Below are 20,125 nucleotides of genomic sequence, written 5' to 3' on the forward strand. Positions count from 1 at the left end.
GGCACTCGCGGGGCCCTGCCCGACCTGCCGGGCAGGGCCCCGCGGCTCAGCGCCAGGAGGTGCGGAACGTGGTCAGGACGGCGGCGTGGCCGGAGCTCCATGATGCCCGGCGCCGTCACCGGGTCCGGGTGCGCCACCCGGTAGGAGTCGCGCAGCCCCGCCCGCGCCGGCGGACCGAGAAACGGTTTACTGCTCGGCGAGCGAGCCGCAGGTGAAACCCTTCTCGCGCTCCGGGTCGAGCTGGATCGAGGCCAGGTTCGTCGTCTCCATCGGGCGGCGGAAGGTCTCGTACTTGTCGCAGTCGTAGAAGACGTAGGTGCCGTCGCTCTCGCCGAGCAGCATCATCCACCGGCCGTCGTAGAGCGGCTTGTCGTCCTCGGCGTTCTTGATGATCGCCCATTGGTCCTGGAAGCCGACGTAGCCGAGCAGCTCGTTGGCCTGGCCGGTCTCCTGGACCTCCAGCGCGCCCTGCACCATCGCCAGGATCAGCAGGAAGCCCAGGCCGACCCCGGTCAGGGCGCCGAGCAGGACCTTCGTCGCGGCGCGCCCGACCGGCTTGCGGCGCAGCAGCCGGAACGGCACCAGGAACGTCAGCACGCCGAGCCCCACGGCGACGGCCACCATGAAGAACAGGTCGAGGTCGCCGAAGAGGGTGAACAACCCCCAGTACGTCGCGCCGCACCACAACGCGGCGAGCAGCGCGGCCGCCCACGGCCGCCGCCGGACGGCCTCGATCAGCCTGCCGAGCGCGCCCCGGGTCAGCCTGTCGGCCACCCAGAAGAGGCCGACGACGAGACCGAGGGTGGGGATGAGGATGAGCAGCATCAGGATCAGCGTGCCCATGAGCCGGCCCAGCAGGACGGACTGGTCGATGCCCGCCTGCTGGGGGCTGATGCCGAAGACGTCGTACATCGCTTCGACGCCGAGGTAGAGCACCGCATAGAGCGTCACGCCGATGGGAACGATGACGGAGCCGATGCGTTCGAGGAGGTAGAGGACTCCGCCGTTGCCCTCTTCCGCGGAGGGGGCGTCGCTCGCGGGGAGCGTATCTGGAGCGGCGCGTTCTACCGCGACCTGGTCAGTGGACATGGCGCACGATGGTAAGGCCCGCATGTCGACAGATCGTTGACGGATGCTTAACGCCCGGATGATCCGATGTGTGGGATCGGCGGTGCTCCCCGAGCGTCCACGCAGAGACATCGGATGGGAGCTCTTGTTACATGCGAGTTTCGGTGCTATCTCCTTGGATCAAGACTCCTGTGATCGGAGGATTCCGTGCCGCACCCCCCACGACGACGACTCAGCAGCGCCCTGATCGCCGCCTTCACTCTCACCGCGGGCCTGTCCGTCCCGCTGGGCGCGTCCGCCGGCGCCGCCCAGACACCCGATGACTTGACCCTCTGGTACGACGAGCCCGCCACCGACTGGGAGACCCAGGCCCTGCCCATCGGCAACGGCCCCCTGGGCGCGATGGTCTTCGGCGGGGTGGCGTCCGAACAGCTCCAGTTCAACGAGAAGACGTTATGGACGGGCGGCCCCGGCGTCTCCGGCTACGACTTCGGCAACTGGAAGACCCCGCGGCCGGACGCCGTCGCCGAGGTCCAGCGGCAGATCGACCGCGACGGCAGGATGGCGCCCGAGGCCGTGGCCGCCAAGCTGGGCCAGCCCAAGACCGGCTTCGGAGCGTACCAGACGTTCGGCGACCTGTTCCTCGACTTCGGCCACGCGAACCCCGCCGACTACCGGCGCGAGCTGAGCCTGCGCGAGGCCGTCGCCCGGGTCGGCTACACCGCCGGCGGCGTGCGCCACTCGCGCGAGTTCTTCGCCAGCAACCCCGGCAACGTCATCGTCGGCCGGATCGCCGCCGACCAGGGCGGCAAGGTGTCGTTCACGCTGCGCCACACCTCGCCCCGCGACGACAAGACCGTCACGGCCTCCGGCGGCCGGCTCACCATCCGCGGCGCGTTGCGCGACAACGGCATGAGGTTCGAGGCGCAGATCCAGGTGGTCACCGAGGGCGGCACCCGTACCGACGCCGGCGACAGGATCACCGTCACCGGCGCGGACAGCGCCGTGCTCGTGCTGTCGGCCGGCACCGACTACGCCGGCGCCTACCCCGCCTACCGGGGCGAGGACCCGCACGCCAAGGTCACCGCCGCGGTGGACGCCGCCGCCGCCCAGAGCTACGACGACCTCAGGCGCGCGCACGTCGCCGACTACCGCAAGCTGTTCGACCGGGTGAGACTGGACCTCGGCCGGCGGGCCCCGGCCATCCCCACCGACCGGTTGCGCAGGAACTACACCGGCGGCGCCTCGCCCGACGACCGCGCGCTGGAGGCGATGTTCTTCGCCTACGGCCGCTACCTGCTGATCTCCTCCTCCCGCGAGAACGACCTGCTCCCGGCCAACCTCCAGGGCGTGTGGAACAACGTCACCAACCCGCCCTGGTCGGCCGACTACCACGTCAACATCAACCTGCAGATGAACTACTGGCTCGCCGAGCAGACCAACCTGCACGAGACCACGAAACCGTACGACCGCTACATCACCTCGCTGGTGGCGCCCGGCCGCAAGACCGCCCAGGACCTGTTCGGCGCCCGCGGCTGGGTGGTCAACAACGAGACGAACCCGTTCGGCTTCACCGGCGTGCACGACTGGGCCACCGCCTTCTGGTTCCCCGAGGCGGCCGCGTGGACCACGCAGCACCTGTACGACACCTATCGCTTCACCGGCGACCTCGGCTACCTGCGCGAGACCGCGTACCCGGTGATCAAGGGGGCGGCGGAGTTCTGGCTGGACTTCCTGCACACCGACCCGCGTGACGGCAAGCTGGTCGTCTCACCCAGCTACTCGCCCGAGCACGGCGACTTCTCGGCGGGCGCCTCGATGTCGCAGCAGATCGTCCGCGAGGTGTTCACCAGCGCCCTGGCCGCGGCCGAGCGGCTCGGCGTGGACGCGGGCTTCCGTGCCGAGGTGAGCGCGGCCCTGGCCAAGCTCGACCCGGGCCTGCGCATCGGCTCCTGGGGCCAGCTCCAGGAGTGGAAGAGCGACTGGGACTCCCGGACCGACACCCACCGGCACGTCTCCCACCTGTACGCCCTGCACCCCGGCAACCAGATCACGCCCGGCACGCCCGAGGCCGAGGCGGCGAAGGTGTCGCTGACCGCGCGCGGCGACGGCGGCACCGGCTGGTCCAAGGCCTGGAAGGTCAACTTCTGGGCACGGCTGCTGGACGGCGACCACGCGCACAAGATGCTCGCCGAGCAGCTCAAGGGCTCCACGCTGGACAACCTGTGGGACACGCACCCGCCGTTCCAGATCGACGGCAACTTCGGCGCCACCTCCGGCATCGCCGAGATGCTGCTGCAGAGCCAGCACGACGTGGTGCACGTGCTGCCCGCGCTGCCCAGCGCGTGGCGGGACGGCTCGGTCACCGGGCTGCGCGCCCGCGGCGACGTCACCGTGGACGCCGCCTGGAAGGACGGCGCCCCCGACACGATCACCGTCCGGCCGGGCAGGAGCGGGCCGATCAAGGTCAGGTCGTCGTTCGTCGCCGGCCGCTACCGCGTCCACGACGAGCAGGGGCACGAGATCGCCCCGCGCCGCGACGGCGACACGCTGAGCTGGAACGCCCGCGCCGGCAAGGCCTACACGATCCAGAACGAGGCCGCCGTGACCCTGGCGGCGCCCGGCACCGCCACGCCGGGCACGCCGTTCGAGGCCGAGGTCACCGTCACCGCCACCCGCCGCAGGTCGGTGCCCGCCTCCGACGTGAGGCTCACCGTGCCGCAGGGCTGGACCGCCGAGCCGGCGACCCGGCACCTCGCGGGTGTGGCGCCCGGCCGGTCGCGCACGGCCACCTTCACCGTCACCCCGGGACCGGCCGACGGGTCGCGGCGGGCCGTGCTGGCCGCCTCGGTCGCCGGTGACTCGTGGAAGGGAGCGGCCACCGCCGTGCTCGCCCTGGAGCCGTGCGCGCCGGCCCCGGCCGGATCGGTCCTGGTCGCCTGGGACCCGAAGGAGGGCACCACGGTCGCCGACGCCTCGGGCAACGCCCGCCACGCCACCGTCACCGGGACCGCCTCCTACGACCAGGGCGCGCCGACGGGCAGCGGGCTGGCGCTCGACGGCAACACGTACCTGACCACCGCGAACACCACGCTGGGCGTGGTGCGGGAGGCCACGTTCGCCGCCGAGGTGAAGGTCGCGGGCAGCGGCTACCGGCGGCTGTTCGACTCCCAGCCGTCCGGAGACCCCGGCACCGACGGCGTCCTCATCGACGTCACCCCGGAGAACAAGGTGCGCTTCATCGGCGCCGGCGCGAACGTCACCCTGGACGCCACCCTGCCCACCGGCCGCTGGCTCGACCTCGTGGTCACCCTCGACCGCACCGGCGCGCTGGCCCTCTACGTGGACGGCGAACGCGCGGCGACCGGCCAGGTGACCGCCGACGGCATCACCGGCTGCACCGCCCGGCCGCTGCGCTTCGGCGCCGACCAGGGCGGCGGCCAGCGCCTGACCGGCGGCGTGGACCGCGCCGCCGTCCTGGCCAGGACGCTGACCGCCGACGAGGTGAAGACCTGGCAGGACCTCGCCTTCTGACGGTGCGAACGTGCCGGGGCGGCTCCACCCCGCCCCGGCACGATCACGCCAGGGAGGTCACCGCGCGCAGCGTCATGCCCGTGCCGACGTTGAGCAGGACGAGCAGGACGAGCAGGACGAGCGTGGCGGTCATGGCGGCACTGTACGGCCGCAGCCGCCGCAGCCGCCCCGGGAGGGCCAGGTCGCCCAGCCTGCGCAGGACGAGCGCCGCGAGCAGCAGCGTCAGCGCCATGCCCAGCCCGTGGCAGACCACGGTCATGACGCCGAAGACGGTACGCCCCAGGGCCATGGCGCCGAGCAGGACCACCAGGGCGGACGGGCTCGGCACCAGCCCACCGGCCACCGCCAGCGCCGCCACACCCCCCGGCCACCGCCCATGCCCATGCCCGTGCCCATGACCGTGCCCATGCCCATGACCGGGCCCGTCCCCACTGCTCGTGGCGGCGGCGTACGGCGGAACGCAGCAGAGCCGCGCCGATCGCGAAGACGGTGACGAAAAATCAGTCGCTCCCCGCGTACGCGCTGCGGCAGCATGACGACGGCGGGTATCGGGCGTTCGGGGAGGGCGGATGACTGTGCTCGGAAGACGCGAGGGCTCCGGAGACGTTCCGTCCCCGCGAAAATCGGCGATCATGCTCGTCCTGCGGCACTACTTCGGCGAGCTGAAGCGCCAGTGGCGGGTCGCCGTGCCCGCGCTGGCGCTCCCGGCGCTGGGCAACGTCTGCCTGTTCTACCTGGCGCCGCTCGCGGTGGCCGCGCTCGTGGGGCACCTGGCCGGCGGTGGTGACGGGGCGGTCGGCGCGCTGCTGCCGTACGTGCTCGGCTTCGGCGGCCTGCTGCTGGCGGGCGAGGTGTTCTGGCGGGTGGGCCTGCACTTCCTCAACCGGACGGACGCGCGCGGCATCGAGCGGCTCGGCGTGGTCGGCATGGACGAGCTGCTCGTCAAGGACGCCGCGTTCTTCCACGACAACTTCGCCGGCTCGCTGACCAAGCGGGTGCTGGGCTTCTCCAGCAGGTTCGAGGACTTCGTCGACACGATGACGTTCTCCATCATGGCCAAGCTGGTGCCGCTGACCTTCGCCTCGGTGGTGCTGTGGAGCTACGACCCGCTGCTGGTCATCGTGCTGCTGGGGCTGATCGCCGTCACCGGCTTCCTCGTCGCCCCGCTCATCCGGCGCAGGCAGGCGCTGGTCGACGAGCGCGAGGCCGCCAAGGTCCGGGTGTCGGGCCACGTGGCCGACGTGCTGTCCAACATGGACACGGTCCGCGCGTTCGCCGCCGAGGACCGCGAGGCCACCGAGCATCGCGCCAGGATCGCCGAGCAGGCCAGGCTGTCGCTGCGCTCGTGGGACTACGGCAACCTGCGGGTCGACACCGTCGTCGCCCCGATGTCGGTCCTCACCAGCGCCGTGGGCCTGCTCCTGGCCGTGGCGCTGCGCGGCGGCCTGGGCGTGGAGGCCATCATCGTGACCTTCACGTACTACACGAACACGATCGGCATCATGTTCGAGTTCAACCAGATCTACCGGCGGCTGGAGAGCGTGCTCACCGAGGCCGCCCAGTTCACCGAACTGCTGCTCGAAGCGCCGACCGTGGTGGACCCGCCCGACCCGCAGCCGCTGCGGCCGGCCGACGCGAGCGTGCGCTTCGAGCGGGTGCGGTTCGCCTACACCGGTGGCCGGCCCCTGTTCGACCGCCTCGACCTCGACATCCCCAGCGGCACCAGGATCGGGCTGGTGGGCCAGTCCGGCGGCGGCAAGAGCACGCTCACCCGGTTGCTGCTACGGATGATGGACATCGACGGGGGCCGGATCCTCGTCGGCGGCCAGGACATCGCCCGCCTGCGCCAGGCCGACCTGCGCAGTCTCATCGCGTACGTGCCGCAGGAGCCGGCCATGTTCCACCGGTCGATCCGCGACAACATCGCCTTCGCCCGGCCGGACGCCACCGAGGCCGAGATCCTGCGGGCGGCGCGGGCGGCGCACGTCACGGAGTTCGCCGAGTCGCTGCCCGACGGCTTCGACACGCTGGTGGGCGAGCGCGGCGTCAAGCTCTCCGGCGGCCAGCGGCAACGCCTCGCACTGGCCCGCGCCATCCTGCGCGACGCCCCGATCCTGCTGCTGGACGAGGCGACCAGCGCCCTCGACTCCGAGAGCGAGATCCTCGTCCAGGAGGCCCTGTGGGGGCTGATGCAGGGGCGCACCGCGCTCGTGGTCGCCCACCGGCTGAGCACGGTCGTCCGGATGGACCGGCTCGTCGTGCTCAACAGGGGGCACATCGTGGAGCAGGGCACCCACAGCGAGCTGCTCCAGGCGCAGGGGCCGTACGCCCGGCTCTGGCAGCACCAGTCGGGCGGCTTCCTGATCGACGACGACGCCTCGGACGACCACGCCTCGGACGACCACGCCTCGGACGACCACTCCCCGGACGACCGGGCTCCGGACGATCACGCTTCGGACGACCGGGCCTCGGACGGCCACGCGGCGAGCGGGGAGACGCCGGACGCGCTGGCGGGTGCGCGCGACGGCATGATCGACCGTTGAGCTCACGCTGCGCTCGCCCTCAGGCCGGGCGCTGAGGCCGGGCGCTGAGGTCGGGCGCTGAGGTCGGGCGCTGAGGTCGGGCGCTGAGGAGCGGTGGTTCAGAAGGCGGCGAGCTTGGCGAAGCGCTCGCCGATGAGGCGGTGGGTGGCGGCGTCCGGGTGGAGCTCGTCGGGCAGCGGCAGCTCGGCGTGGTCGGCCTCGCCGTAGAGGTCGCGGCCGTCGAGGTGGCGCAGGTTGGGGTCCTCGGCCCGCCGCTGCTCGACGATGCGGGCCAGCTCGTCCCGGATGACACCCAGCGTCAGCTTGCCCGCGGCGCGCTCGGCGGGGTCGCCGGTGGCGCGGAAGCGCAGCTTGCCGGTGCTGAGCGCGGCGAAGTCGAAGGCGCACGGGCCGGGGGTGTCCTCGTGGATGGGGCAGTAGAGGGGCGAGACGACCAGCAGCGGCGCGGTCGGATGGCCGTCGCGGATGGTGTCGAGGAAGCCGTGCACCGCCGGCCCGAACGCGCGCAGGCGCATCAGGTCGGCGTTGACCAGGTTGATGCCGATCTTGACGCTGATCAGGTCGGCCGGGGTGTCCCGCATGGCCCGGGCGGTGAACGGGTCGAGCAGCGCGCTCCCGCCCAGGCCGAGGTTGATCAGCTCCAGGCCGGCCAGGGAGGCGGCCAGCGCGGGCCAGGTGGTGCTGGGGCTCGCCGCGTCGGAGCCCTGGCTGATCGAGCTGCCGTGGTGCAGCCACACCCGGCGCCCGCGGTCCGGCACGGGCTCGACCGGCGCGTCCGTACGCAGCGCGACGAGCTCGGTGGTCTCGTTGTGCGGCAGCCAGATCTCGACGTCCTTCTCCCGGTCGGGCAGCCCGGCGAAGCGCACGGTGCCGATCGGGCCCGGGCGGTGCTCGGCCGAGCCGGTCGCCAGGTCGATGGTTATCGCGTCGCCGTCGCTCAGACTGGCCTGGCCGGTCAGGCGGCCGTCGACGAGCAGGTCGTACACGCCGTCGGGGCGTGGCGGCGCGCCCAGGTAGATCCGCTTGGTGGGCAGCGTGTCCAGCTCGACGGCGGTGGCCCGGGTGCGGAAGGCCAGCCGCACGCCGGAGGGCTGCGACTGCGCCATGGCGAGCTGACCGTCGGCGCACTGGGCGCGGGCCCGCGCGGGCAGGCGGTGCGGCAGCAGGCCGCGCGCGGTGCGCTCCAGGTCGAGGGCGCCGCGCAGGAGGCCGGCGGTGATGGGGGTGGTGATGAGCATGGTGTCAGCCGATCGCTTCAGGTGTGAGGTCGAGGGGGTGTGCCGCTCGTCTGGCGGGGCGTGGGCCGGTCGCCCGGCCGGGTGTTCATGGCGTGGGGGAGGGCCAGTTGCGCAGGAGAGCGTCGAGGGCGTCCATGGTGCGTGACCAGGTCTGCTGGGTGTCGGGGGCGCTGTGGCTGAACCCGCCGCCCAGCTCCAGGCTGACGTAGCCGTGGAAGACGCTGCCCAGCAGCCGCACGGCGTGGGTCTGGTCGGGCTCGGACAGGTCGTAGCCGCGCAGGAGCGCCCGCGTCATCTGCGCGTGCCTCACCCCGGCGCTGGCGGCCGCCGTCTCCGGGTCGAGCCTGAGCTGGGCCGCGGCGTAGCGGCCCGGATGCTCGTGGGCGTAGTCGCGGTAGACGTTCGCGAGGGCGATCAGGGCGTCCTTGCCCGCGCGGCCGGCCAGGGCTTCGGCGGCCCGGTCGGCCATCTCCTCCAGGGCGAGCAGCGCGATCCTGGTCTTGAGGTCGTGGGAGCTCTTCAGGTGCGAGTACAGGCTCGCGACCTTGACGTCGAACCGCCTGGCCACGGCCGAGACCGTCACCTGCTCGAACCCGACCTCGTCGGCCAGCTCGGCCCCCGCCCGCACCAGGCGCTCCGTGGTCAGCCCTGCTCGTGCCATAACCCTTCCTCCATTTGCCATAAGAGATTATGCACCTTCCTAAAATGTTTAGGCAAGTTGGCGGGCTCGGATATCCTCCGCCTCGGAGGGAGGGATCGCCGGATGATTCGGGTGTTGCTGGCCGAGGACATGCGCATCCTGCGGGAGGCGCTGGCCGGGCTGCTGCGGCTGGAGGCCGACCTCGACGTCGTGGCCGAGGTCGAGCACGGTGACGCGATCGTGCCCGCCGCGCTGGAGCACCGTCCCGACGTGGCGGTCATCGACATCCAGCTGCCCGGCATGGACGGCCTGGACGCCGCCGCCCGGCTGCGCGAGCGGCTGCCGTCGTGCAGGGCGCTGATCCTGACGGCGATCGGCCGTCCCGCGAACCTGCGGCGCGGGATCGCCGCCGAGGTGGCGGGGTTCATGCTCAAGGACGCGGGCCCGGACGAGCTCGTGTCCGCCATCCGCACCGTGGCCGCGGGCGGCCGGGTGCTCGATCCGCAGCTCGCCTACGCGGCCCTGGGCGCGGCGGGCAGCCCGCTCTCGGAGCGCGAGGCCGACGTGCTGCGGCTGACGGCGCGCGGCGCCACGCCCCGTGAGGTCGCCGGGCAGCTCCACCTCACGTACGGCACCGTGCGCAACTACCTCGCCTCGGCCGTCACCAAGCTGCACGCCCGCAACCGCGTGGACGCCATCCGCATCGCCACCGAGGCCGGCTGGCTGTAGCGCCGGTCAGGCCGGCACGCGCGGGTGGACGGGCACGTCCAGCGTGAGCTCGAAGACGTCATCCGCGCCCTCGCGGCGGCCTGCCGACAGGTGGCCGCCCCCTTCCTCGGCCCTGGCGGACAGGTTGTCCAGGCCCGTGCCGCGCCGCACGCCGGTCGCGGGTTCGCCGGGAGGGCGTGCGCCGTCGTTGGCGATCCGCAGCCGCATCCGGCCGTCGCACGTCCGGGCCGCCACCTGGCAGGCGCGGGCCGCGGAGTGGCGTACGACGTTGGTGGCGGCCTCGCGCAGGACGGTGGCCAGCAGCGCGTCCGTTTCGGGAGGCAGGGCGGGCAGCGCGCGCACGTCCGCCGACAGCCGGATGCCGGCGGCCTCCAGCAGCGCACGGGTCGCGCCCAGCTCGTCCAGGAACGTGAGCTCCGCCGGGCGCCCGGTGATCGAGCGCACCTCGCCCAGGGTCCGCTCGGCCACGGCCCCGATGCCGCGCGCCTCCTCGCGGGCCCGCTCCGGCTGCCCGGCCAGCAGCCGCAGGGCCAGCTCGGCCTTCAGCCGGATCGCCGACAACCCGGCCCCGAGCAGGTCGTGGACGTCCCGGGCGACGCGCAGGCGTTCCTGGAGCACCGCCATCCTGGCCAGCTCGGCTCCCGTCTCGTTCAGCCTCCGGGTCACCTCCGGCAGCCGGTACAGCGCGTACATCTCCAGCACCGTGACGACGCCCGCCGCGGCGAAGTACAGCCGGTCGGCGAATCCGTGGGGGATGGGCAGGGCCAGCATCCCGGCCAGCCCGAGCCCGGCGAGCAGCCAGGACCATGGGGCCCGCGCCCGCGCCGCCACCGTGCCCAGCAGGGGCAGCACCGAGGCGGAGGCGAGCATGCCGAGCCGCAGGAGCAGGATCAGGAGGATCGCCACCTGCGCGGCCACCGTCCACCGCCAGGCGCGCGGCACGGACCCGTCCCTGCGTGGCAGTCCGTGGTAGAGCTGCAGCGCCGTGACCGCGGCCACGGCCGCGCCGACGAGGGCCCAGCCGCGGACGTCGCCGAGCGGCTGGAGCTCCGCGATGTTGGTGATCACGAGCTCGTGGTGGTTGAGCACCACGAAAAGCAGGGTCCACCAGCAGAAGCGGAACATCGCCGGCACCGGCGGACCCGCCGAGGGCACCCCGTCACCGCCGCGCCGCGCCTGGCCGGGCGCGCGTCGGGTCGGGCCGGGCTCCCGCCGCGCCTGGCCGGGCTCCCGTCGTGCCTGGCCGGGCTCGCGTTGGGCCACGGCGATCTCGCGGGCGGCGGCCTGTGACCTCCTGGCGCGTTCCGTGATCTCGGTCAGCTCCGCGTGCCCGGCCCGGCGGGCGAGGCGGATCACGGCCGACAGGTCCGTGCCGATGCCCGAGCGGAGCAGGCTCGCGGTGGCGAGGCGGTCCCTGGTCACGGCCAGCGCCACCAGGCGCCGCCGCTGCGCGCTCGCCTGCCGGACCCGCTCCGTCAGCCGGGCCATCGCGAAGAGGGTGAGCCCCACGTTCAGATCGACGAACAGCCAGCCGATCGGCACCAGCCAGGACTCGTCCGGGCCGAAGAAGCTCCTGGCGGCGATGTCGGCGAGGATGACCAGCGCGAACACCAGCCACGACGCGGGCGCCGCGAGCGTCAGCAGGACCGCGGAGCCGAGCACGCCCGCGATCGGGCCCCACGCCGCGCCGCCGGCCAGGTAGGGCGCGAAGACCAGCACCGCCTCCGCCGCGAGCAGCCATCGGCTCCGCGAGCCGGGCCGGAACATCACCAGGGCGTGCAGCCCCGCCAGCGTGACGATCGACGCGACGGCGACCATCCGCCCGGCCGTCCCGGGCCCGCCCGCCGTCACCTCCGCGGTGTAGAGGAAGGCCGAGACCCTGGCGACGAGCAGGCCGAGGAGCGCGACGGCGGCCATGGCCGTCGCCAGCCACGGTCTCCGCTCCACCCCGGCCCCCTCGATCTGCGAAATGCACACGAAGCATATGCAAGGGCTACAAACGCCTCATCCATCTGCATATCTATCGATTCATCGGACACTGGCCCGAAACCGGGCGGCGGCCCGAGGATGGGGTGCAGGGCGAGCCGGGCCGATCCCCGGCCCCGGGCTGCGCGGGCAGGCCGTAAGCCGCCACCCCTCTCGGATGGAACAAAGCATTCCGTTCTGATATGTTGGAGCCAACTTCACCAGAGGAGGACGAAGATGATCCTGGTTGTCGGGGCTACGGCCCACTTCGGCAGGCAGACCGTGGAAGCGCTCGCCGCCGAGGGCCACCGGGTCCGGGCCCTGAGCCGCCATCCCGAGAAGGCCGGGCTGCCGGCGGGCGTGGAGGTCGTGCGCGGGGACCTGACCGAGGAGGAGACGCTGGCCCCGGCGCTGAGCGGGGTGAGCGCCGTCTTCCTCGTCCTGCCGTACGGCATGGACGCGGCGCCGCTGCTGCGTGCCGCGCGGCGGGCGGGCGTCGGGCGGATCGTGTTCCTGTCCTCCGGCGCCGTGACCGACGGCGCCGGCGAGCAGCCCGACGTGATCGCCGCCTACCACCACGGCGTCGAGCAGGCCGTCAAGGCCACCGGCGCGCAGTGGACGTTCCTGCGCATCTTCTTCCCGGCCATCAACTCCCTTTCGTACGCGATGCAGCTCGGCGGCTCCGACGTCGTGCGCGGCGCGTACGCCGGCGCCACCAGCGCCCCCGTCCACGAGGGCGACGTCGCCGCGGTGGCGGCCCGGGTGCTGACCGGCGACGGGCACGCAGGCAAGGTGTACGAGCTGACCGGGTCCGAGTCCATGACCCAGGCCGAGCAGGTGAGCGTGCTCGGCACGGTGCTCGGCCGCCCGCTGCGCTTCGAGGAGCTCGACGCCGGGCCGGTCAGGGCGCAGCTCGGCCAGTTCATGGACCCGGCCTTCGTCAACGCGCTGTTCGACCTGATGGAGGCCACGGTGGGCAAGCCCGCGCCGGTGAACTCCCTCGTCGAGGACCTCACCGGCCGGCCCGCCCGCACCTACGCGCAGTGGGCCGCCGACCACCTCGCCGACTTCAGCTGACCGCCCCTCCGGCACCGCCCCCTCCGGCACAGAGAAAACCCGGCACCGAGAAACGGAAACCCCACCCCATGAGAACCACCCTGACCCGCGCCGCCGCGCTCGCGACCGCCGCCGTGGCGGCGCTCGCGCCGCTCAGCGTCACCGTCCCCGCCCGGGCCGCCGAGCAGCCCTGGACCGGCGCGTGGGCCGCCGCCGCGCAACAGCCGTCGCCGGGCGGCATGCCCGGCAGCACCAACTGGTCGGAGGCCGGCTTCGCCGACCACTCCGTCCGCCAGGTGGTACGCGTCAGCACCGGCGGCGCCAAGCTCAGGATCAGGCTGTCCAACCGGTACGGCACCGCCCCGCTGAAGGTCACCGGCGTCACCGTGGGCAAGGCAGGCGACGGCGCGGCCGTGCGCCCGCTCACGCTGCGGCCGGTGACGTTCCGCCACGCCCGGGGCACCGTGATCCCCGCGGGCCAGGAGGCCGTCAGCGACGCCGTCACGCTGCCCACCGCCGCGCTCGACAAGCTGAGCGTCACCCTCTACGTCAGGGGGAAGACCGGCCCGGCGACCTTCCACGACATCGCCTCCGCCACCGTCTACCGCGCCCGCGGCGACCACCGCTTCGACCCGCGCCCGCGGCCCTTCACCGAGACCTCGTCCTCCTGGTACTACCTGACGGGCGTGGACGTCCTCGGCGGCGCCGGCTCGGTGGTCACCTTCGGCGACTCGGTCACCGACGGCACCGGATCGACCCAGGACGCCGACAACCGCTACCCCGACCAACTCGCCGAGCGCCTGGCCGGCTCCGGCCGCAGGCTGGGCGTGCTCAACGCCGGGCTCTCGGGCAACCGGGTGCTGAACGACTCCGCCTGCTTCGGCGAGAAGGCCACCGCGCGCTTCCAGCGGGACGTGCTCGACCGGCCCGGCGTGCGCTCGGTGATCGTGATGGCCGGCATCAACGACATCACGTACCCGCTGATGGACAGCCCGTGCAGCAGGCCGAACCCGGCGGTCACGGCCGAGCAGATCATCGAGGGCCACCGGGCGCTGATCCGCGCGGCCCGCGCCCGCGGCGTCAAGGTCATCGGCGGCACGATCATGCCGTTCAAGGGCAACCCGTGGTTCTACCCCGAGGACAACGCGCAGACGCTCGCCATGGAACGGACCCGCGACGCGGTCAACCGGTGGATCCGCTCCGGAGGGGAGTACGACGCGGTGGTCGACTTCGAGCGCGTGCTCGCCGACCCCGCCGATCCGGACCGGCTGCGGCCCGAGTACAACACCCGGGACGGCCAGGAGGGCGACTGGCTGCACCCCAACGACGCCGGCCTCGACGCCATGGCCGGGGCGATCGACCTCGCCACGCTCTGACGAGCGGGAGCGCCCCTGCTCAGCACGGTGGTGCCGGCACGCCTCGCCCAGCGCGGCGTGCCGGAGCACGCCCTGCTCAGCGTGGCGTGCTCTCCGTCGTGCGGAGCTCGCTGAACAGCCGCAGCGTCAGCCGGCGCGGCCGCAGCAGCGGGACGCCGGGCAGCCGCAGGCTCCAGGAGGAGAACGCCGTCTCCAGGACGATCTTTTCGTACGGCCGCTCGCCCGGGATCTCCGCGCACAGCACGGACACGGCCCGGCACACCTCCTGCTGCCCGAACCGCAGCCAGGCCCGGCCGTCGCGGTCCAGGTCGGCGGCCTCCCACCACAGGTCCCGCGGCTCGCCGCGGCGCGCGGGCAGCGGGAGCCGCAGCGCGAATCCCGCCAGCGCCCCGCCAGGGCGCAGATAGAAGGCGCCGGTGAGACCCGGCAACGGGTAGAGGGGTTCGTCGGACGTGCCCGTCGAGAGCGTCGCCTCGGTGGCGTCCATGGCGATCCGCCAGGCCATGATTCACCTCGCTGTCACTCAGGTACTCTCTAAGACGCTGCTGAGCGCGCGTTTGTGACATCTCGGGCGGGTCCCTATGACGCGGATCACATCTTCGCCGGACGTGTCACAGTCGGTGGCCCCGGTGAGCTCTTGGATCACGGATCCGGAGACACCGACACGGGGAGCGGGAATGACGATGTCCGGGGCGAAGCAGGAAGACAGGGCCTCCGCGGTGTTCGCCGACCACCGCGAGCTGCTGTTCTCCATCGTCTACAACATGCTCGGCACGGTCGGCGACACCGAGGACGTGCTCCAGGAGACCTGGCTGGCCTGGTCGGCCAAGGACCTGGAGCAGATCGACAGCCACCGCGCCTACCTGGTGCGGATCGCGGTCAACCAGGCCCTGGCCCACCAGAGCGCGCTGCGCAGGCGCAAGGAGACCTACCTGGGCCCGTGGCTGCCCGAGCCGCTGGCCACCGACGCGGCGGAGCCCGCCGTACGCGCGGAGTCGGTGTCGATCGCGATGCTGGTGGTCCTGGAGACGCTCACCCCGCTGGAGCGGACGGTGTTCGTGCTGCACGAGGTGTTCGCCTACCGGCACACCGAGATCGCCGCCATGATCGACCGCAGTCCGGCCGCGGTGCGGCAGCTCGCGCACCGGGCCCGCGAGCACGTGCAGGCGCGGCGGCCGAAGGCCCGCATCGACCGGCGTACGCACCAGGCGGTCACCGAGCGGTTCGTGGCGGCCGCGTTCGGCGGCGACCTGGGCGCGCTGATCGAGCTGCTCGCGCCCGACGTCACGCTGTGGCCCGACGGCGGTGGCAAGTCGGCGGTGGGCGGTCCGCGCCCGATCCACGGCCGGGACAAGGTGGCCCGCACGATCGTCGCGGGCACCCGTCACAACGAGAACCTGGAGCTGCGTCACCGGCACGTCAACGGGGAGCCCTCGGTGGTGCTGTTCTCGGAGGAGGGGCCGGTCGCCGTGATGGTGCTCGGCCTGGCGGCCGACGGCGAGCACGTGGGTGACGTCTACGTCGTCAGCAACCCCGACAAGCTCGCCACCATCCCGGACGACCGGGAGGGCTGACAGCGGGAGGGCTGGCAGGGAAGGAGCCCTCGACCGGCCTGGTGGTCGAGGGCTCCGGCGGATCTACCGGTAGGTGATGTCGGACGGGGAGTAGATGCAGTTCACCCCGTCGGCGCCTTCACCGATCTTGGTGGGCTCGCTGCCCTTCGGCACGCCCTTGTACTTCTCGCAGATGACCGCGCTGCCGTACACCGTGATCCGGCTGAAGCGCGCGGTGTCGCCCCAGTTGGTGTTGATGCCGGCCAGCACCTTGGTGGAGCGGGCGGTCACGCCGTCCATCACCACGTGGCGCTGGTAGGAGGAGGAGCAGTTGCCGCAGGCACGGTAGAGCTTGCCCGAGCTGTGCACCTGGAAGTTCTTGATGGTCACCCTGCCGGCGCCGTTGTGCTGGAAGACCTTGTCGGAGCCGGACTTGGCGCCGCCGCCGTCCACCAGGTAGGTCGCCGAGGAGCTGGAGCTCATGAACGTGGCCGCGTCCTCGCCGACGTCGTTCCACCACACGTTGCGGATGGTGCACGAGCCCAGGCAGTGGATGCCGTCGCCGGCCGGGGCGTCGATGATGACGTTCTGGATCGTGCCGCCGTTGGCGACCTCGAACATCGGGTCCTGGCTCTCGCTCTGGCCGCCGTCGCCGATGCCGTAGTAGCTCTTCATGCCACCGTCGAAGTTGGTGACCTGCTGGGTGTCGGCGAGCTTGACGCTGCCGGTGGCGGTCGGCCACGCGCCGCTGCCGTCCCCGCCGCCGCTGGTCGGGGTGATGGTCGGCGTGGGCGACGGGTCGGGGTCCGAGCCGCCGGCGGTACGCAGCGTCCACTGCTTGGTGGCGGCCGAGTCGCAGGAGTTCTGCTGCAGGAGGGCGCCGGACGCCGTGGAGTTGTCCTTGACGTTGAGGCACTTGCCGCCGTTGCCGTTGACCACCCGGTACGCCGACCCGGACGCGGTGAGCTGCCAGGTCTGCGACGCGGCCCCGGTGCAGCCCTCCTGCTGGACGGCCTTGCCCGCCGAGGTGGAGGCGTCGCGCACGCCCGCGCACTTGCCGCTGTGCTGGGCCTTGATCTGGAAGCCGCCTCCCGAGGAGGTGAGCGTGAAGACCTGCCCGGCGCCGCCCGAGCACGCGCTCTGCACGAGCTGGACACCGTCGCCGGTGCTCTGACTCGGTACGGCGGCGCACAGTCCGCTTCCGGCGTTGACCAGCGTGTAGTTGCCGTTGGAGGGGGCGGCCGAGGCGGGGCCGTTGAGCGCGACCACCAGTCCTCCGGTCGCGAGGAGGCCGGTGGCCAGTACGACCGCCAGCCTTCTGCCGATACGTTCCTTTTCGCGCACGCCGAACTCCGTTTCGAGAATGAGTGCTGAAGCCACGTTGGGTAAGCGCTTTCCCGAGGCGAGGGCGAGTCAATCACAGCCGGATGGCCTGCGGGAAGCGCAGGCTGCAACCGTTTGCAAATCCGGCCGGCCGCGTTGCGTTCCCCCCAGGTCGGTGGCGGATCGGCGGGCGTCCGGCGGGATGAAAGTTTCACGGGCGGCCCGGCCGGCGGCGCTCCAGAATGGAGGCAGGACCGGGCTCGACGTGAGGCGGTGGCGCGATGAGGTTCCTGCGGCGGGTCAAGGCCGACGTGCGGGCGCGCAAGAACCTCGAGACCTACGCGATGGCCCTCATCGTGCTCCTCTTCGCCGTCGTCTCGGTGATCAGCGACGTGGTGTCGGAAGAGGTCAAGTGGGCGGCCGTGCTCGCCGGCATCGGCGTGCTCCTCTACCGCGCCACCCTCCCCGATCAGCCTCGTGACGGCCGCGAGGTGCTCGGCGACCGGGCCGACTTCGACGACACCCCCGTGCCCAAGCTCTTCGACGGCGTCCGCGACGTGCGCGTGTTCGCGCCGTCCGCGGCCAACCTGCTCTCCCCGTACGTGTGCGAGACCCTGCGCACCAGCGTGCTCCAGCACCGGGACGCCACCGTCCGCATCGTGGTGCTGGACCCCGGCCAGGAGGAGGCGATCAGGATCGCGCGCAGCCAGCTCGACGAGTCGGACGACCACCAGATCCAGAGCCTGCCCGTCGCGCTGGAGGCGATGCTGGAACGGCTCGCGCGAATGAGAGGCTGGCGGACGCCGGGAAAGGTGGAGTACCGCCTGTTCCCCTACAACCCGGGTTTCAGCCTCGTGCTCACCGATCCGGACGCCTGGCAGGGCCGCGCCATCGTCGAATTGCACGGGGCGGGCCAGTCGACTTTCGCGCGTATGCACGTCGACCTCACCCGGGAGCGGCACGAGCGCTGGTACGCCTATTGGGTCGAGCAGTTCGACTATCTGTGGGAAACGGCGCGGCAGGTGGAGGCCCCGGCGCGCGTGCCGGAAGACTCCTGACGCGGCGCCCGCCGTTGCCGCAAAGCCCTATGCAGCAAGGGAAACTTTGAATTCAACTTCAATACCGCGGAATCACCGCCATTGCCCGCGGGGCCGGTGCGAGCTGCGGAGCGGGTCGCGGATCGTGGCCCGCGCACGCGTGCGGGTGGACCCGGACGAGCATCTGTCTGCTTCCATCATGGGCAAGTCACGTCCCGGTGCGGGGCCGGTTCGCTAAAGTCGTTTGCGCAGGTATGGCCCCCCTCGGTGATGCAGGATGTGCTGAAGCGGGCTACAGTACCTGCAGCCCGTGACGTTAATTGGAGCACCCTTATGGCGAAGCGTATTGTTGAGTCCTTTATCGATGACATCGACGGCAGTGAGGCCGAGGGCACGACACGGTTCGCGCTCGACGGAGTGAACTACGAGATCGATCTGTCGGGCTCGAACAGGGAGAAGCTGGAGAAGGCGCTGGCTCCCTATATCACCAAGGCCCGCGCGGTCCGCGGCGACCGCGGCGTGCGCGGCCGGCGCGTCGGGGCGCTGTCCTCGCGTGCCGTCAGCCGTGAGAAGGCCACGGAGATCCGGCGCTGGGCCAAGGCCCAGGGGCTGCCGGTCAGCGAGCGGGGCCGCATCGCCTCCACCGTCGTGGAGCAGTACGAAGCCGCTCACTAGAGGTTCCGAGTGGTGGCGGCGCCGGATCCGTCCTCATCGGGTCAAGACGATTGTCAGCAATAGGCGATCTTCTTATATTCGAAGAGGTCGGACTCCCCAGTCGGAGGACAAAGGTGATGGCTGACGCGATCCCCGATTTCCCGTTCGACCGCCCCACCGCTCTGGAGCCGCCGCCGCAGCTCGCGGAGCTGCGCGAGCGCTGCCCCGTGGCCCACGTACGACTGCCGAGCGGCGACGTGGCCACCGTGGTGACCAGGTACGACGACGCCCGCGCGGTGCTGGCCGACCCGCGGTTCAGCCGTGACCTCGCCAGGGACGGTGCCGCCAGGCTGTCCACCACCGAGGACGGCGGGCTCTTCAACCGCCGCAGGACCAGCGCCGCCGGAATCCGCCAAGGCCGGGGGCACATGCGCTGGCGGCGACTGCTCAGTGGCTGGTTCACCCTGCGCAAGATGGAGCTCTGGCGCCCCCGGATCCAGGCGATGACCGACGACCTGCTCGACGCCATGCTGGCCAAGGGCCCGCCGGGCAACCTGTCGGCCGGGCTGGCCCTGCCGCTTCCCGTACGCGTCATCTGCGCGCTGGTCGGCGCGCCGGCCGTGGACCAGGACAGGTTCGCGCACTGGTCGCGCGTCATGCTGACGCTGACCCGCTACACCCAGGACGAGGTCGACCAGGCATACCGGGAGTTCAACGCCTACGTCTCGGACATGATCGACCGCAACCGCGCCGATCCCGGCGACGACCTGCTCAGCGAGCTGACCCAGATCACCGACGCCGAGGACGGCAGGCTCAGCCGGGAGGAGCTCATCGCCACGGTGCGGGCGCTGCTGCTGGCCGGCCACGAGACCACCTCCAACATGATCGCCATCATGACGGCCATGCTGCTGGCCGACAGGAGCCGCTACGAGGACGTCGTGGACGACCCCGACCTGGTCCCCGGCACCGTCGAGGAGGTGCTGCGCCTGGACAGCACGCTGTCGGTGCTCGGCGGGGTGCCCAGGTTCTGCACCGAGGACGTCGAGCTGAGCGAGGTCACGGTGCCCGCGGGCAGCACGGTGATCCCGCACATCCCGGCCGCCAACCGCGACCGGGCCAGGTTCGCCGACCCCGACCGGTTCGACCCGCGCCGCGAGAACAGCGCCCAGCACCTGGCGTTCGGCGCGGGCCCGCACTACTGCCTCGGCCAGCCGCTGGCCCGGCTCGAGCTCCAGGTCGTGCTGAGCACGCTGACCCGCCGCCTGCCCGGCCTGCGGCTGCGCGACCACCCCGACAGCCTGCGCCTGCGCACCGGCATGATCTCCGGCGGCCTGCAGGACGTCTGGGTCACCTGGTAACCGGCCGCGGCGGGCCGCCCGCACCCGTGACCGGCCCGCCGCGACGGGTCC

The 20,125-nt window shown here is 72.2% G+C and carries 16 protein-coding genes; 9 read left to right on the plus strand and 7 right to left on the minus strand.

Annotation, left to right across the window (positions count from 1 at the left end):
- Nucleotides 1–186: 186 nt before the first annotated feature.
- Entirely contained in the window at nt 187–1,089 is a 903-nt protein-coding gene (locus ACBJ32_RS43615) for a hypothetical protein (protein WP_375131818.1), read from the minus strand.
- Between the two features lie 186 nt (nt 1,090–1,275).
- On the opposite strand from ACBJ32_RS43615, the gene ACBJ32_RS43620 reads away from it, so the two are divergent.
- Nucleotides 1,276–4,602, plus strand: coding sequence for a glycoside hydrolase N-terminal domain-containing protein (locus tag ACBJ32_RS43620; protein ID WP_375131819.1), 3,327 nt, complete (start codon nt 1,276–1,278; stop codon nt 4,600–4,602).
- 43 nt (nt 4,603–4,645) lie between these two features.
- On the opposite strand, the gene ACBJ32_RS43625 is transcribed toward ACBJ32_RS43620, so the two are convergent.
- Nucleotides 4,646–4,960 carry a hypothetical protein gene (locus tag ACBJ32_RS43625; protein ID WP_375131820.1) on the minus strand — a complete coding sequence of 105 codons (315 nt, stop codon included), beginning with the start codon at nt 4,958–4,960 and terminating at the stop codon, nt 4,646–4,648.
- Between the two features lie 274 nt (nt 4,961–5,234).
- Here ACBJ32_RS43625 and ACBJ32_RS43630 point away from each other — a divergent pair, with 274 nt between their 5' ends.
- Nucleotides 5,235–7,145, plus strand: a complete 1,911-nt coding sequence (locus ACBJ32_RS43630; RefSeq protein ID WP_375131821.1) for an ABC transporter ATP-binding protein — start codon at nt 5,235–5,237, stop codon at nt 7,143–7,145.
- Between the two features lie 98 nt (nt 7,146–7,243).
- On the opposite strand, the gene ACBJ32_RS43635 is transcribed toward ACBJ32_RS43630, so the two are convergent.
- On the minus strand, nt 7,244–8,383 hold the full coding sequence (locus ACBJ32_RS43635; RefSeq protein WP_375131822.1) for a GDSL-type esterase/lipase family protein: 1,140 nt from the start codon (nt 8,381–8,383) through the stop codon (nt 7,244–7,246).
- Between the two features lie 85 nt (nt 8,384–8,468).
- A complete protein-coding gene (locus ACBJ32_RS43640; protein WP_357877988.1) occupies nt 8,469–9,044 on the minus strand; it encodes a TetR/AcrR family transcriptional regulator in 576 nt (191 codons plus the stop codon).
- Nucleotides 9,045–9,146: 102 nt separating this feature from the next.
- Here ACBJ32_RS43640 and ACBJ32_RS43645 point away from each other — a divergent pair, with 102 nt between their 5' ends.
- A complete protein-coding gene (locus ACBJ32_RS43645) occupies nt 9,147–9,752 on the plus strand; it encodes a DNA-binding response regulator (RefSeq protein WP_375131823.1) in 606 nt (201 codons plus the stop codon).
- 6 nt (nt 9,753–9,758) lie between these two features.
- Here ACBJ32_RS43645 and ACBJ32_RS43650 read toward each other — a convergent pair whose 3' ends face one another.
- Nucleotides 9,759–11,729: a sensor histidine kinase gene (locus ACBJ32_RS43650; protein ID WP_375131824.1), complete on the minus strand. Its 1,971-nt coding sequence runs from the start codon at nt 11,727–11,729 to the stop codon at nt 9,759–9,761.
- Nucleotides 11,730–11,954: 225 nt separating this feature from the next.
- On the opposite strand from ACBJ32_RS43650, the gene ACBJ32_RS43655 reads away from it, so the two are divergent.
- Together ACBJ32_RS43655 and ACBJ32_RS43660 are read left to right on the plus strand one after the other, a co-directional pair.
- The gene (locus ACBJ32_RS43655) at nt 11,955–12,794 is read left to right on the plus strand and encodes an SDR family oxidoreductase (protein WP_375131825.1); all 840 of its coding nucleotides are present in this window, start codon (nt 11,955–11,957) and stop codon (nt 12,792–12,794) included.
- A 68-nt stretch (nt 12,795–12,862) separates the two neighbouring features.
- Nucleotides 12,863–14,149, plus strand: a complete 1,287-nt coding sequence (locus ACBJ32_RS43660) for an SGNH/GDSL hydrolase family protein (RefSeq protein ID WP_375131826.1) — start codon at nt 12,863–12,865, stop codon at nt 14,147–14,149.
- A gap of 76 nt (nt 14,150–14,225) precedes the next feature.
- Here ACBJ32_RS43660 and ACBJ32_RS43665 read toward each other — a convergent pair whose 3' ends face one another.
- Nucleotides 14,226–14,654: a hypothetical protein gene (locus ACBJ32_RS43665; protein WP_375131827.1), complete on the minus strand. Its 429-nt coding sequence runs from the start codon at nt 14,652–14,654 to the stop codon at nt 14,226–14,228.
- 172 nt (nt 14,655–14,826) lie between these two features.
- On the opposite strand from ACBJ32_RS43665, the gene sigJ reads away from it, so the two are divergent.
- Nucleotides 14,827–15,723, plus strand: a complete 897-nt coding sequence (sigJ, locus tag ACBJ32_RS43670) for an RNA polymerase sigma factor SigJ (RefSeq protein ID WP_375131828.1) — start codon at nt 14,827–14,829, stop codon at nt 15,721–15,723.
- Nucleotides 15,724–15,786: 63 nt separating this feature from the next.
- Here sigJ and ACBJ32_RS43675 read toward each other — a convergent pair whose 3' ends face one another.
- Nucleotides 15,787–17,046: a pectate lyase gene (locus tag ACBJ32_RS43675; RefSeq protein WP_375131829.1), complete on the minus strand. Its 1,260-nt coding sequence runs from the start codon at nt 17,044–17,046 to the stop codon at nt 15,787–15,789.
- Nucleotides 17,047–17,306: 260 nt separating this feature from the next.
- On the opposite strand from ACBJ32_RS43675, the gene ACBJ32_RS43680 reads away from it, so the two are divergent.
- The 3 genes from ACBJ32_RS43680 to ACBJ32_RS43690 all read left to right on the plus strand — a co-directional run bounded on the left by ACBJ32_RS43680 (nt 17,307) and on the right by ACBJ32_RS43690 (nt 20,074).
- The gene (locus ACBJ32_RS43680; protein ID WP_357877973.1) at nt 17,307–18,083 is read left to right on the plus strand and encodes a hypothetical protein; all 777 of its coding nucleotides are present in this window, start codon (nt 17,307–17,309) and stop codon (nt 18,081–18,083) included.
- Nucleotides 18,084–18,395: 312 nt separating this feature from the next.
- The gene (locus tag ACBJ32_RS43685; protein WP_357877970.1) at nt 18,396–18,737 is read left to right on the plus strand and encodes an Lsr2 family protein; all 342 of its coding nucleotides are present in this window, start codon (nt 18,396–18,398) and stop codon (nt 18,735–18,737) included.
- Nucleotides 18,738–18,853: 116 nt separating this feature from the next.
- The gene (locus ACBJ32_RS43690) at nt 18,854–20,074 is read left to right on the plus strand and encodes a cytochrome P450 (protein WP_375131831.1); all 1,221 of its coding nucleotides are present in this window, start codon (nt 18,854–18,856) and stop codon (nt 20,072–20,074) included.
- The last annotated feature ends 51 nt before the right edge of the window (nt 20,075–20,125 follow it).

Origin of the sequence: Nonomuraea sp. GTA35 (assembly GCF_041950525.1) — a bacterium.
Lineage (GTDB): Bacteria > Actinomycetota > Actinomycetes > Streptosporangiales > Streptosporangiaceae > Nonomuraea.

Coding starts and splice junctions, on each gene's coding strand:
- ACBJ32_RS43685 (WP_357877970.1), top strand. CDS start 18,396: ATGGCGAAGCGTATTGTTGAGTCCTTTATCGATGACATCGACGGCAGT.
- ACBJ32_RS43660 (WP_375131826.1), top strand. CDS start 12,863: ATGAGAACCACCCTGACCCGCGCCGCCGCGCTCGCGACCGCCGCCGTG.
- ACBJ32_RS43615 (WP_375131818.1), bottom strand. CDS start 1,089: ATGTCCACTGACCAGGTCGCGGTAGAACGCGCCGCTCCAGATACGCTC.
- sigJ (WP_375131828.1), top strand. CDS start 14,827: ATGACGATGTCCGGGGCGAAGCAGGAAGACAGGGCCTCCGCGGTGTTC.
- ACBJ32_RS43630 (WP_375131821.1), top strand. CDS start 5,235: ATGCTCGTCCTGCGGCACTACTTCGGCGAGCTGAAGCGCCAGTGGCGG.
- ACBJ32_RS43635 (WP_375131822.1), bottom strand. CDS start 8,383: ATGCTCATCACCACCCCCATCACCGCCGGCCTCCTGCGCGGCGCCCTC.
- ACBJ32_RS43665 (WP_375131827.1), bottom strand. CDS start 14,654: ATGGCCTGGCGGATCGCCATGGACGCCACCGAGGCGACGCTCTCGACG.
- ACBJ32_RS43645 (WP_375131823.1), top strand. CDS start 9,147: ATGATTCGGGTGTTGCTGGCCGAGGACATGCGCATCCTGCGGGAGGCG.
- ACBJ32_RS43655 (WP_375131825.1), top strand. CDS start 11,955: ATGATCCTGGTTGTCGGGGCTACGGCCCACTTCGGCAGGCAGACCGTG.
- ACBJ32_RS43640 (WP_357877988.1), bottom strand. CDS start 9,044: ATGGCACGAGCAGGGCTGACCACGGAGCGCCTGGTGCGGGCGGGGGCC.
- ACBJ32_RS43690 (WP_375131831.1), top strand. CDS start 18,854: ATGGCTGACGCGATCCCCGATTTCCCGTTCGACCGCCCCACCGCTCTG.
- ACBJ32_RS43680 (WP_357877973.1), top strand. CDS start 17,307: ATGAGGTTCCTGCGGCGGGTCAAGGCCGACGTGCGGGCGCGCAAGAAC.